We start from the raw sequence: 12,729 nt of genomic DNA on the forward strand, positions 1-12,729 counted from the left end.
TTATGCTGCGCAAATCCAACAGAGCAATCGTATCGTTCGCTAGCGTTTATGAATATGGCTGTCTTTTGCAAGGTGCCTCCGTCAGCAGCGTCCGCGCGTATTGAAATCGATTTCTATAATGCCTATAATGTAAGGAAATATAGTAATTTAACAAAGGTTGATTATATTGGTGGACAAAAAAATCGTCGATGTGGCAAAATTAGCCGGCGTATCGCCGGCCACGGTATCCAGAGTGTTGAACGACAGCTCTCTCGTCAAGGAGCGGACGAAGTCGAAGGTGCTTGCCGCGATCAAGGAAATGGACTATTATCCGAACGCGGCTGCCAAGCATCTTCGCTCGCAGCGAACGATGACGCTCGGCGTTATCGTGCCTGATATCAATGTCTCGTATTTTGCCGAAATCATTAAAGGTATCGAGAACATGGCCTACGCCAGAAAGTATAAGGTCATTATTTGCGACTCCGATAACAAGGTGGAGAAGGAGCATGAATACCTAAGCCTTCTGCCGAACCGGACCGTCGATGCGCTTATCCTGGTCACGCCGCTTCTCGCTAACGACGTGCTATATGAATATGCGGACAAGGGCCATCTGCTAGGCGTCATCGGAAAGTCCGTTGACCACGAGAAAATACCGAGCTGCAAAACCGACAACGTCAAATTTTCGTACGAGGCCGTATCTCATCTGATCGAGCAGGGCCATCGCCAAATCGCCTATATTGGAGGGTATCCCGACTCGGTAGAAACGTACGAGAGGCTCGAAGGCTACATGAAGGCGCTCAAGAGCAGCCAAATTCCATTCCAGCCGATGCTGATCGATAACGGCGATTTTACGGAAGAAGGCGGCTACGAGGCGATTCACCGTTTGTTCGATAAATCGCTGCCGATCACGGCCGTTTACGTGGCGAACGACGAAATGGCGCTTGGCGTCTATAAGGCTTGCCGGGAGAGAGGGACTCGCATCCCTGATGAGCTTGCCGTCATAGGCGTGGACAACAACCGAATTACGAGATACTTGCTTCCCCCGCTTAGTACGGTAGAGCAGCCGAAGTATGCGATGGGCGCGATTGTGGCGGAGAAGCTGATCGACAGCTTGAACGAGAACGAGTTCGCGGACAAGCATGAATTTCTGATCGAATCGCAAGTGATTATTCGGGAATCGTCCAAACGACCGGAAACAACCGGATAGAAAACGATGGTGTTCTGACGTTTGCTTTTCAGCATTGTCCTATGTTAGAATGGCTTTACTTTAATTGGGAACGGAGGGTTACGTGTGATAGACTTTATCCGAGTTAGAATTTCGCGCGGCTAATTGAATAGCGCCAATACTCTGCCTGTGTGCAGAGAACTCGGGATAGGTCTGCCTCATTAAAGGTAACCCATATGAACTATGATTGGCATGAGAGGAATGGATTGATCGGATAACTCATGCCGCCTTTAACCAAATGATGCTTTCGGAAGCGCTTGAAGGGTACTCGTCCGTAGTGACGGGTTTCTTTCCTATCGTTGTCCGGAATGACCTCGCTTCGCTGCTGTATAACGGCAGCTCCTACTCGGGCTTCTCTATTTCGTTCGTCGAACGCACAGGCTGCATTGCCAGTGTGTTTTTTTGTATTTATCGGACCTTGAAGGAGGAATTACTATATGGAACAACCTAACAATAAAGCCGTTATCGTCGGCGTAAACTTACAGGATCGGCCTGATTTTGCTTACTCCATGGAAGAGCTTCGCAATCTGGCTGAAGCATGCAATATCGAGGTGGTTGGCGAGCTGACCCAGAATATGGCCAAGATCAACAGCTCGCATTACATCGGCAGCGGCAAAATCGATGAATTGTCCGCGCTCGTAGCGGGCGTCGACGCGTCGACCGTCATTTTCAACGATGAGCTGTCCCCCTCGCAAATTCGCAACCTGGAGAGCTCGCTGGAGAAGAAGGTCATCGACCGTACGATCCTCATTCTCGATATCTTCGCGGAACGGGCGAAGACGCGCGAGGCGCAGCTGCAGGTCGAAGTGGCGCAGCTCCAATATATGCTGCCAAGGCTTGTCGGCCTGCGCGAATCGCTCGGACGCCAAGGCGGCGGATCGGGCATGAAGAACAAAGGAACGGGCGAGACGAAGCTGGAGCTCGATCGCCGGCGTATCGAGGATCGGATCTCCGCGCTGCAGACCGAGCTTGAGAAGCTGGTTGCGCAGCGTCAAGTTCAGCGCAAGCAGCGGCAGAAGACGGGCATCCCAGTCGTCTGTCTCGTCGGTTATACGAATGCGGGCAAGTCGAGTCTCATGAACAAGCTGCTCGATGCGTTCATGCCGGAATCGAACAAGCAAGTGTTCGCCAAAGACATGCTTTTCGCCACGCTGGAGACTTCGGTTCGCAGCATCGAGCTGCCGGACAACAAGTCGTTCCTGCTCACCGATACGGTCGGCTTCGTCAGCCAGCTGCCGCATTATTTGGTGAAGGCGTTCCGCTCGACGCTCGAGGAAGTGGCCGAAGCCGATCTTCTCATTCAGGTCGTCGATTACTCGAACGAAGAGTACAAGCGGCTCATCAACGTGACGAATTCGACGCTCAAGGAGCTGGGGGCCGATCATATTCCGATGATTTTTGCCTATAACAAGACGGATCTGACGAACGAGCCATACCCGCAAGTAAATGACGATAAGGTATATATGTCCGTCAAGGAGGGTGCGGGACTGGATGAGCTGGTCACGCTCACGAAGAAACGGATTTTCCAGGACTACGTGAAGTGCGAGGTCATTATCCCGTTCACGGAAGGCCGCGTCGTGGCGTATTTCAATACGAACGCGAACATTCAAGAAACGAGTTATGAACTGAACGGCACGCGCCTTGTCATGGAATGCAGGCAAGCGGATTACGATAAATTCAAGGATGTATTCGTTGAGCCGGTAGAGGTCGAATAGAGCGGACGGTATGCCATGTTGGTTAAGTCAAGAATGAAAGAGAGTGCCTGCGGGCGCTCTTTTTTGTCGTTACCGTCTCCCCCTAGCACCTGCCTGCATGGCTACGATGCTCGATGTACGGAAGGGAGAGCTCATTGACGCGCCTTATATTCAGACGGCCGACGTCATACTGGCACAGTCGTGGAGAAGCAAAGATTCGCATACCATGTTGTCCGGGATATTGGATGGGATGGCGGAAATATATGAAGGTATAGGTCAACTGCGGGAATAGCTAGAAGGGGATTTTTTTGAAAAAGAAACCCTCCTGTGCGGCATTGAGAAGCTGCAAGCTTCCTTTGTGTGCACAAGAGGGTTTTTATTACGGCTGCACTATCTCCGCATCGCTGCCACAAGAGAGGCTATAGTGGATTATTGCAGTAACTTTTCATCAATGACCCCATAGGATGAGCTATATTGGATATTTGCAACTTAGCAGGCCGATTTGGGCGTGAAAAGACATTATCATGGCAAAGTTATTGCAGAAATCCAACATAGGCAAATCGATTGGGGTGTTGTACTCGACAAGTTTGCTCAACTAACCGACGTTCCAGCTTAGCCACCCTGCGTATAAACGCGGACAATGCGGCTTCCGAGGCGGCTCAAAATTTCGTTCGTCAGCGTGCCGCAGCGCTTTGCGAGCTGGCCTGCGGTGATGAGCTCGCTGCCGTCTTGTCCGATAATTGTCGCAGTATCGCCCTGCTGCACATCCTTAATGTGGGTGACGTCCACGATCATCTGATCCATGCAGATGATGCCTTTGATCGGAGCACGCTGACCGTGAATGAGGACATAGCCTCCATGAACGGACAGCTCGCGGGGAATGCCGTCCGCATAGCCGATCGAGATTGTAGCGATCCGCACGTCGCGTTCCGGTACATAGGAATGCCCGTAACCAACGGGGCTATAGGCTTCAACTGCCTTAACTTGCGTAACCGTCGCCTTCAACGAGAGAGCGGGTCTTAAGTCGACTTGCGATCTAAGCGCATCGTCTTCATTGCTCATGACCCCGTAAAGGGCGATGCCGGGGCGGGCTGCATCATACTCGCGGTACGGATAATTCAAGATGCCGTAGCTGCTCTGCATATGAACGACACCGGGATCGAACCCGGCCGCTCGGATCACGGCTAGCGCATGATCGAACCGCTGCAGCTGCTTATGCGTGAAGGTGATGTGCTCCGGTTTCCGGCTGTCCGACACGGACAGATGGCTGAACGTCCCTGTAACGGTAAGCCGTTCGAGCTTGTAGCAATCGAGCAGGCGGTCCATATCGTCGTGCAGCACGCCAAGTCGATTCATGCCGGTATCGATCTTCACATGAACGCGAAGCCGCTTGCCGCACGCATCCAACTGCCGGCCGTATTCCGCGCTAACCAAAGTCTGGGTCAGCTTGAACCTCTTGAGGTCGCCTGCGCGGCTTGGCGAAGTATATCCCAGTATTAGAATATCGCCGCGAACGCCTTGGTTCCGCAATGCAATGGCTTCTTCGATGTCGGCAACAGCGAATTGTTTGACGCCTAACGCACTAAGATGCTGCGAGACGCGGACGCTTCCATGTCCGTAAGCATTCGCCTTCACGACGGCGATAACGGCATAGGAGCCGGGAAGCACGCGCTTCAGCTCCGACAAGTTATGCCGCACATTCGTGAGGCTAATCTCCGCCCAGGCGCGGTGTTTGACCGCATGAACCTCATGATTCACCGCGTCGCGCCGCCGCCGCCGGGCTCCCGCATAGACGACGAGCATGGATACCGCAACGGACAGCACGGACACGGCTAAATAATGAACCAAGCTGTTCGCGACGAAAACATCGGCTAGTCCCGTCGCCTTCGCGGCAAATCGAACGGCCACAATGAGCGCAGGATGCAAAATATAAATCCAAGCGCTCAGCTGTCTCATATAGAGCCCGGCACTCTTGGAAATGCCGAGCCGGTTTTTGCCTATGAGCAAGCACTGGAACAGGAAATAAACGGAGGGAGCGAGAAGCAGGTACATGCTGTCATGGCGAGGCCATTCCAAACCGCGAAGCGTCATTCCTTCGGCAAACAGGAGAGCCATCGATACTGCAAACCCAGCGAAATTAGCTTTAAAAGAAAGCCCCCTGCCTCCGTCCGCGTGCCGGACTGCTTGATGCGCCGCCAAAGCCCCTAGCGCAAAGTATAAAGGAGTAAAGAAAACGCCGTTACGCGTATAATCGAACACTGCGAACATGCCGTCATAAACCCCCGATAAAGTATCGTTCGAAGCCGTCAGCCCATAGTAGCTGTCGCCAAACAATCCAACCATATACAGAAGGGACGCTGCGGTTAGCGTTGCCTTCAACGATAAGCTTCTATAAAGCGCGTAGGCGATATACATCCCGAGTATCGATGCGGGCAAATACCATAAATGATAGAACGTCCCGTTAAAAACGAGATCGCGGACTAACCCTCCCGGACTGAATCCTTCCGCCGCCGTAAAATACCCCGTATAGAGATTAAGCGGGATATAAATCACAATAGCGATCCCGTATAGCTTGGCCGTTTTGAACGCAAAGCGGTGCAATGGCTTCCAACCTAGGCTGCTTACATAATCGTTCATGGCTTTACGGAACAAGAAGTAGCCGGATGCGATGAAGAAAAAAGGTACGGCCAGCCGCGCGATGATTCCGGTTAACAAAAAGTCGGCCTGCGGACTATACGTCATGAGCGGGCCGGTATGAACGGCAATGACGAGCAGGGCTGCGACAAGCTTGAACCCGTCGATGTTAACGCCCGCACGGCCGCGTTGAGAGGCAATCACGACAGCATCTGCTCCTGCCCGCGCCAGACCGTTACGATGAATCCGTCGCTATTATTGCCCGACCACTCATGCCTTGAGATTGCATTGCCAATCGGAATTGTCGTCTCCGGCGTCTCAGAGGCCTTCGCGTAATAGACTTCTGCCGTCAATGTCCCATCGCTCCAATGCTCATAAGGATTATCGGCCGTGAATCGCCTCATTACCGCGATATACTGCTCCAAGCACCAATTATGCCGCTCCATAATAAGCGAATGCGGAGCGCCGACATAACGATAATGCCACGGTTCGCACGCTATGCCCGTCATCGATTCGAAGCCTTCTTTATAACGTTGAATGAATCCAAAGGATGCCGCCATTCGCTTGAAAGCTGCGAATACGCCGTGATCGGGCAGCGAAGGACGGATGTAATCGACATTGTCGGCCAGTTCACTAAGATCGACGGCCAACCCGGTCTGATGTTCGCTGCGGTTCGGCAGAGCGACGTAGCTTGACGTAAAGGCAAAGCCGTTCTCCGCGAGAGAACGTTCATAGATTTGCTGCTGCTGCTCGCGGGTGCGATAACCGCTGACGATCCCGATGCTGCCCGACGCCCCGCTTGCCGCAAGCCATGCCTCAAGCTGCCGTAAGCATGTACGCTCAAGCAACGGCTGCCGCTCCTCGGCGCTTGCCGAAGGAACGGATGCGACGGGTATAAGGCTGCTCGCCAGCGGCGGCGCGATGACGGGATGCTCGCCGTTCACGAGTACTATAGGCCCGGCATGAATGAATGTGCTATCCAGGCTGACAATGGTCGTATGGGTCATCGCGTGCCCAACTCCTTCCCGGCGATAGCGAGCTCAATAAGCCGATCCATTAGCTGCGGATAGGTGACGCCGCTGTGACGCATCATGTTCGGATAACGGCTGGAGGCGGTAAAGCCGGGCATCGTATTGACTTCGTTGAACACGATGCGGCCATCCTGCGCAATGAACATATCTACTCGGGCAAGTCCGGTGCAGCCTAGCGTCTTGTAGATTAACCGAGCCGCCGCTTTCACCTGGTCGGCAAGTCCCGTATCCAACCGTGCCGGGAGCACAATCTGCGAGGTGCGCAGCGAATATTTCTCGTCATAATCGAAAAACCCGCCCGCCAGCTCGATCTCGTCGATCTCGGCGATGAACGGCTCGTCCCCGCCTCCAAGAACCGCGCAGCCGACCTCGAACCCGTCTATATTTTGCTCGATCACAACTTTCTTGTCGTGGGCGAATGCCTCGCGAATCCCTGCAAGAAGCTCCGAACGATTATAAGCTTTCGTGATGCCGAACGAAGAACCCGATCTGGAAGGCTTCACATACAAAGGAAATCCGAACTTCGCAGCCTCAACCGCCGCAGCCTCCATATCTCCGCCTTCCCATACCGTAACCGTTGCGGCTGTTTCAATGCCGGCCGCCCGTACGAGCGAACTCGCGATTGCCTTGTCCATGCATATCGCCGACGAAAGCGTATCGCAGCCGACGAAAGGGATACCGGACAATTCAAGCAGCCCTTGCAACGTTCCATCCTCTCCATTGCGGCCGTGCAGCACGGGAATTATTGCATCTACAGGTACAGTGCGATATTCCGTGCCTGCCAATTCAACGATTCCGGCTATAGACCGGCTAGGCGATAGGAAGGCTGGGATGCGGCTCGCATGCGAATGCCAGCGATCGTTCCGGATCTCATCCGTGCTTCCGTTGTATCTGAACCAAGCGCCCTCGCGCGTTATTCCGATCATAATGACCGCATACTTGGAGCGGTCCAAGTGGTCGATCACCGAAGCGGCTGATTGCAAAGAAACCCCGTATTCCGTAGATTGGCCGCCGAACAGCACGGCTATATTTTGAATAGTCATTGTTTATTTTCTCCCCTCTCGAATATCGAGCTTGCCCTTGATTATAGAGAGCGGAATTAAATAAACCGGAAAGAAAACATTAAGAACTATTAAGATGACTTAAATATTTTATAAATATGAACAGCAAGGTCAGGTGTACTGGCTCACGCGGTATATTATAAATTAAATATTCCTTTACAGGAATATTCTCTTTATGGTATATTCAATTCATGGGATTGAACAACGTTTGCGATAAAGAATCATCAAAATAGCGGAGGTTATAAAAATGACAGGGAATAACGCGAATCAAGCAGTGGAAGATGTAAAGGATCGAGAAATCGTAATAAGCCGTACGTTCAACGCTTCGAGGGAATTGGTCTGGGAGGTGTGGTCGAAACCCGAGCATCTCGCCAACTGGTGGGGTCCGAAGGGCTTCGCGATTACGACGCAGCAATTCGACTTCAAGCTTGGCGGCGCATGGAGGTTTATTATGCATGGGCCGGACGGCGTCGATTATCCGAATCAAATCGTATTTATCGACATGCGGAATCCGGAGCTCCTCGTTTACGCTTCCAGTGACGGAGAAGAGGATAGCCCGGGCCAATTCCAAACGACAGTTACGTTCGAAGCAGACGGGGACAAAACATCGATTACGATGCAGATGCTGTTCAAAACAGCGGCGGAGCGCGATTTCGTCGTCAAGGAATACGGAGCAATCGAAGGCGGCAATCAAACACTGGATCGTCTAGCGGAGCTGTTGGCATCGTTATAAGAAGGTTAGTAAGAGATCATCATAAACGAGTAAGAGGCTGCCCTGGGGGCGGCCTCTTTTGCGTCCGGGATTATATACTCCAATATCCTTCTAATTTCCGAGGGTATCCAGAAAAGCGTATTCGAAGGCGAATTCGTTCGCAAGGGACTGGACATCCTATTAAGCGTAAGCACAAGATCGAAGAACATCGAGGCCTATATCCGCAAAGAGAAGACATCCAAGGCGAATTCTTCTTATGTATGCGCATTCATGCATTTCATCTGACTTTTTTAACGTTTTTTGAACGAAAACGCCGGTTTACTTTCCAATCGCAGAGGACTATGATCGTTATGCATTTAAATATATGATCACGAATCGCTGAGTTTCCGCTCTTGAAGCGGGAAGCAGGGGAACCAATTGCGACGCCAGGCAAATGCTTGCCACGTCGCCGGGGTGAATCCGCGATCGCCGCCTGCATGCAGGCAGCATCCGCGGTAGGGCGACTCTAAACGCCCGAATCCGTCAGCTAACCTTGCAAGCGTTGGGAGAGGTGAATCAACTTCGGCTGGATTTAGGGCCGCGGGGAGTTCCCTGCAGGCTTTTTTTGTTATGCCTTTTTTGCACAATTAATTAACGGTGGTGACATGATGTTCGCTTCAATCAAAAGATTATTGATCGGTCGTCCGCTTAAGTCGGCGGAATTAGGCGAACAGAAGCTCGCGAAGTCGAAGGCGCTCGCCATTCTGTCCTCGGATGCGCTTTCCTCGGTAGCGTATGGACCAGAGCAAATATTGCTCGTCCTTGTTACGATCGGCGTAGCGGCATTCTGGTATTCGGTACCGATTGCAATCGGCGTATTAGTATTATTGACGGCATTGATCTTATCGTATCGGCAAATTATTTTCGCATATCCGCATGGCGGCGGAGCGTATGTCGTATCGAAACAAAACTTGGGGTTGTTCCCCGGGCTCATATCGGGAGGCTCTTTGCTGGTCGATTATATATTAACGGTTGCAGTAAGCGTGTCGGCTGGGACGGACGCGATTACGTCCGCTTTTCCGAGTCTGCATGAGCAAACGGTTCTGATCGCGATAATTTTCGTTATTCTGATCACGATATTGAACCTAAGGGGCGTTACGGAATCGGCTTCGATTCTAGCTTATCCAGTCTACTTGTTCGTATTGGCATTGTTCGTTTTGATCGGTGTCGGCATCTATAACGTGATGACGGGCCAAGTGTCGCCGGAGCTGCATGCGCCAATCGGAACGCCGGTTGCGGGCATTAGCTTGTTCCTGCTGCTTAGGGCGTTCGCGTCGGGCAGCTCGGCCCTAACGGGCGTCGAAGCGATCTCCAATGCGATTCCGAATTTCAAAGATCCGGCCCCGAACAATGCCGCGAAGACGCTGATCGCGATGGGTGTATTGCTGGCGCTGCTGTTCTCAGGCATCGTCTGGCTCGCTTACTATTACGGCATTACGCCGAAAGTGGAAGCGACGGTCGTATCGCAGATTGCCGAGGAGACGTTTGGCCGGAATTTGATGTATTATTTCATTCAGGGTACGACGGCGCTTATTCTTATTCTGGCCGCGAACACGGGCTACTCGGCATTTCCGCTGCTGGCAGTCAACTTGGCGAAGGATAAGTTCATCCCGCGCATGTTCACCGCGAGGGGCGATCGTCTTGGTTACTCCAACGGCATTATTATTTTGGGCGTGTTGTCGATCGTGCTTATTGTCGCGTTCCATGGACAGACGGAGCATCTGATTCCGCTTTATGCGGTGGGGGTATTCATTCCGTTCACGCTTTCGCAGACGGGCATGATCGTGAAGTGGATTCGCGAGAAGCCGAAGGGCTGGGTCACGAAGCTTATCATTAACGCGGCGGGCGCGCTCATCAGCTTTGTCGTAACGATCATGTTCTTCTTGACGAAGTTCGAGCAGGTATGGACGATTCTCGTGTTCCTTCCGCTCATCATTTATTTATTCCTGCGGATTAAGAAGCATTATGAAGCGGTGGGCGAGCAGCTCCGCCTGGCTACATGCGAGCCGCCTATTGTAATCGAAGGGAATGTTATGATTTTGCCGGTGGCCGGCATTACGCATGTCGTCGAGAATTCGATCAACTATGCGAAGTCGTTAAAGGCGGATCAGATTATTGCCGTGTACATTCCTTTCGAAAGGGAGGAAGAAGCGGCATTCCAGGAGAAATGGGGGAAATGGATGCCTGACGTTCGGCTAGTGACGCTTCACTCGCCCTATCGGTCGATCATCCATCCGTTGCTCAAGTTCATCGATACGGTTCAGCGCAAAGCAAGCGAGTCGAGCTATCAGGTGACGGTCGTCATCCCGCAGTTCATTCCGAAGAAGGGCTGGCACAATATCCTCCACAATCAAACCAGTCTCATGATTCGGGCCAACCTGCTGCATCGCAGAGACGTAATCGTTACGACCGTTCCGTACCATTTGAAAAAATAGCGGGTTTGTCGATAGGGGAGAGGCTGTTCCATGAGCGAGCTTGTGGGCAGCCTCTTTCTAATGGGCTACGCTTGCTGGGGGTTAGCAAAAACGGGAATTAATCCCGTTAATTTCAGTGCTATCGGCCGGTTGAACGAAATAGCTCCTTTTTCTGGCGTTAATATTGGCGGTAGGTGGCCGAGACGCTGAAATGGGCGGAATTAGCGGGAGTTTTTTGCAGTTATTATTACAAAACGGTTCTTATCCACCGATGGGAATGGGTACACTACCGGTAATAAGTTAAGGTGGTGAAACTTCTATGACGAGCAGAGCTTTCATAATGTGTTTGTCCGTGTGCCTTTTGATGACAATGACAACCCAGATTCATACGGTGGGTGCAGAACCACGCGGCGACGTTCCCCCATATGAGAAGCCTTTTTTTGAAATTGGCTATAAATCGGTTGAAGAAGCATTGCAAGAATGCGAAACGCTTCATCATAAAGAACTTAAATTGCCCTACAAATTGCCTTCGATTGCATTTACCCATCACTTTGGCAGATGCATAAACGACACGGTTAATCATAAAAACGATGATTTGGGTATTGAATATCTTCATGAAAAGCAAGGCGAGAATCATTACAAGATTGATGTATGACCAAGCTCGCAAAAATTCAACTTTGAAAAATCGAGAAGAATAAAACAAAGCTACATGCTCCATTACGGTAATCAAGCACTCTATTTTGAAATGCGTATTCCTATGTCTCAGAGAGGATTCATATGGTAAACTATGGGTAATGAATTTCATCTGCTCCTAAGCTATTAAAATTCACAATAGAATGAGGGATCCTATGAACGAAAATTTGTTCACCCAAATCGAATCTATCCGCAATCTTACGATTAAGGCAGTAGAGGGCATTTCCGAGCAGACGCTGGATATCGTTCCGGAAGGGTTCAACAACAGTTTGAGATGGAACTTAGGGCATATTTACTTGGTGCAAGAGAAGTTTGCGTTTCATTTTGCCGGTGAGCCGGTGCAATTGTCAGAGAGCTTCGAGCGGTTGTTTGCGAGAGGGACGAAGCCTGCCGATTGGAAGGAAAAGCCTCCGGCGCTTGAGGTGCTGCTGGAGATGCTGGCCGAGCAGCCAAAACGGATTCATAAGGCATTGCTGGACCGTTTGGACGAACCAGTCACACCAACTTATACGACAGGTTCTGGCGTGCAACTAAGTACGATAGGAGAGTTCCTAACGTTCACCCTCTACCACGAAGGAATGCACATCAATACGATCAGACTGCTCAAACGATTTGCCAACTAAAATAAAGAGGTCATCCCTTGCATCAATGCAAAGGATGACCTTCTTTTCTTTCATTCCCTTATACGTTCTGGACGACGTTATTTACATACATACAGAATGTATGTTAAAGTGAACATGAAATTAGGTTCCATTATAAGAGCACAGGAGGCTATTCAAATGAAAGTAACGAGTTTTTATCCGGTCATCCAGACAGGACAAGTGGCGAGGACGACAGACTTCTATACGACTTACTTCGGTTTCGAGAAGGTGTTCGAGGCGGATTGGTATGTGAGCTTAAAGCTGGATAGCGGCGATATGCCGTTTGAATTGGCCATTTTGGATGCAAATCATCCCACTGTTCCAGAGGGACATCGGTCGAGCGCGCAGGGACTTATTTTAAATCTGGAGGTAGAAGATGTCGATGCCGAATATGAGCGCCTCGTACGGATAGCCAAGCTGCCCTTAATTCAGGAGATCCGGGATGAAGCGTTTGGACAGCGGCACTTTATTACAATCGATCCGAACGGCGTCTTGATCGATATGATTCAAGTGATTCCGCCGGACGAGTCTTATCGCGATCAATACTTGTAAGCTTGGATAACGTCCGCTACAATGAATGACAACTAGTTGCACCGTCTTGAGACG

General features: G+C 51.1%; 11 protein-coding genes and 1 riboswitch. Of the genes, 8 read left to right on the forward strand and 3 right to left on the reverse strand.

Annotated features, from left to right (window positions below; all coding sequences use genetic code 11):
- Positions 1–169: 169 nt before the first annotated feature.
- The 3 genes from J2T14_RS21475 to J2T14_RS21485 all read left to right on the forward strand — a co-directional run bounded on the left by J2T14_RS21475 (position 170) and on the right by J2T14_RS21485 (position 3,190).
- Complete coding sequence (locus J2T14_RS21475) at positions 170–1,186, forward strand: LacI family DNA-binding transcriptional regulator (RefSeq protein WP_307474030.1); 1,017 nt, start codon at positions 170–172, stop codon at positions 1,184–1,186.
- A gap of 455 nt (positions 1,187–1,641) precedes the next feature.
- Positions 1,642–2,919: a GTPase HflX gene (hflX, locus tag J2T14_RS21480; protein WP_307474032.1), complete on the forward strand. Its 1,278-nt coding sequence runs from the start codon at positions 1,642–1,644 to the stop codon at positions 2,917–2,919.
- Positions 2,920–3,016: 97 nt separating this feature from the next.
- Entirely contained in the window at positions 3,017–3,190 is a 174-nt protein-coding gene (locus J2T14_RS21485) for a hypothetical protein (protein WP_307206166.1), read from the forward strand.
- Between the two features lie 320 nt (positions 3,191–3,510).
- On the opposite strand, the gene vanT is transcribed toward J2T14_RS21485, so the two are convergent.
- Genes vanT through vanG form a run of 3 tightly spaced genes read right to left on the reverse strand, consistent with a single transcriptional unit; the run spans position 3,511 to position 7,606 of the window.
- Positions 3,511–5,736 (reverse strand): serine racemase VanT catalytic subunit, encoded by a 2,226-nt coding sequence (gene vanT / locus J2T14_RS21490; protein ID WP_307474035.1) that lies wholly within the window; start codon positions 5,734–5,736, stop codon positions 3,511–3,513.
- Positions 5,733–6,539, reverse strand: a complete 807-nt coding sequence (locus J2T14_RS21495) for a D-alanyl-D-alanine carboxypeptidase family protein (protein ID WP_307206164.1) — start codon at positions 6,537–6,539, stop codon at positions 5,733–5,735. Before J2T14_RS21495 ends, vanT begins: the two co-directional genes overlap by 4 nt.
- Entirely contained in the window at positions 6,536–7,606 is a 1,071-nt protein-coding gene (gene vanG, locus J2T14_RS21500) for a D-alanine--D-serine ligase VanG (protein ID WP_307474037.1), read from the reverse strand. The genes J2T14_RS21495 and vanG overlap by 4 nt, the downstream gene beginning before the upstream one ends.
- 265 nt (positions 7,607–7,871) lie before the next feature.
- On the opposite strand from vanG, the gene J2T14_RS21505 reads away from it, so the two are divergent.
- The 5 genes from J2T14_RS21505 (at position 7,872) to J2T14_RS21525 (ending at position 12,675) form a co-directional block, all read left to right on the forward strand.
- Positions 7,872–8,357 carry an SRPBCC family protein gene (locus J2T14_RS21505; RefSeq protein WP_307474038.1) on the forward strand — a complete coding sequence of 162 codons (486 nt, stop codon included), beginning with the start codon at positions 7,872–7,874 and terminating at the stop codon, positions 8,355–8,357.
- A 345-nt stretch (positions 8,358–8,702) separates the two neighbouring features.
- Positions 8,703–8,891, forward strand: a riboswitch (cyclic di-AMP (ydaO/yuaA leader).
- 92 nt (positions 8,892–8,983) lie between these two features.
- Positions 8,984–10,810: an APC family permease gene (locus J2T14_RS21510; protein WP_307474807.1), complete on the forward strand. Its 1,827-nt coding sequence runs from the start codon at positions 8,984–8,986 to the stop codon at positions 10,808–10,810.
- 298 nt (positions 10,811–11,108) lie between these two features.
- Positions 11,109–11,444 (forward strand): hypothetical protein, encoded by a 336-nt coding sequence (locus J2T14_RS21515; RefSeq protein WP_307474040.1) that lies wholly within the window; start codon positions 11,109–11,111, stop codon positions 11,442–11,444.
- A 193-nt stretch (positions 11,445–11,637) separates the two neighbouring features.
- Positions 11,638–12,105, forward strand: a complete 468-nt coding sequence (locus tag J2T14_RS21520) for a DinB family protein (protein WP_307474042.1) — start codon at positions 11,638–11,640, stop codon at positions 12,103–12,105.
- 156 nt (positions 12,106–12,261) lie between these two features.
- Positions 12,262–12,675: a VOC family protein gene (locus J2T14_RS21525; protein WP_307474044.1), complete on the forward strand. Its 414-nt coding sequence runs from the start codon at positions 12,262–12,264 to the stop codon at positions 12,673–12,675.
- Positions 12,676–12,729: the final 54 nt, after the last annotated feature.

The sequence above is a fragment of the Paenibacillus harenae genome (genome assembly GCF_030812415.1).
Lineage (GTDB): Bacteria > Bacillota > Bacilli > Paenibacillales > Paenibacillaceae > Pristimantibacillus > Pristimantibacillus harenae_A.

Bases quoted from the DNA above. Each gene is read 5' to 3' on its own strand.
- hflX (WP_307474032.1), top strand. From the start codon at position 1,642: ATGGAACAACCTAACAATAAAGCCGTTATCGTCGGCGTAAACTTACAG.
- J2T14_RS21485 (WP_307206166.1), top strand. From the start codon at position 3,017: ATGGCTACGATGCTCGATGTACGGAAGGGAGAGCTCATTGACGCGCCT.
- J2T14_RS21495 (WP_307206164.1), bottom strand. From the start codon at position 6,539: ATGACCCATACGACCATTGTCAGCCTGGATAGCACATTCATTCATGCC.
- vanG (WP_307474037.1), bottom strand. From the start codon at position 7,606: ATGACTATTCAAAATATAGCCGTGCTGTTCGGCGGCCAATCTACGGAA.
- J2T14_RS21505 (WP_307474038.1), top strand. From the start codon at position 7,872: ATGACAGGGAATAACGCGAATCAAGCAGTGGAAGATGTAAAGGATCGA.
- J2T14_RS21510 (WP_307474807.1), top strand. From the start codon at position 8,984: ATGTTCGCTTCAATCAAAAGATTATTGATCGGTCGTCCGCTTAAGTCG.
- J2T14_RS21515 (WP_307474040.1), top strand. From the start codon at position 11,109: ATGACGAGCAGAGCTTTCATAATGTGTTTGTCCGTGTGCCTTTTGATG.
- J2T14_RS21520 (WP_307474042.1), top strand. From the start codon at position 11,638: ATGAACGAAAATTTGTTCACCCAAATCGAATCTATCCGCAATCTTACG.
- J2T14_RS21525 (WP_307474044.1), top strand. From the start codon at position 12,262: ATGAAAGTAACGAGTTTTTATCCGGTCATCCAGACAGGACAAGTGGCG.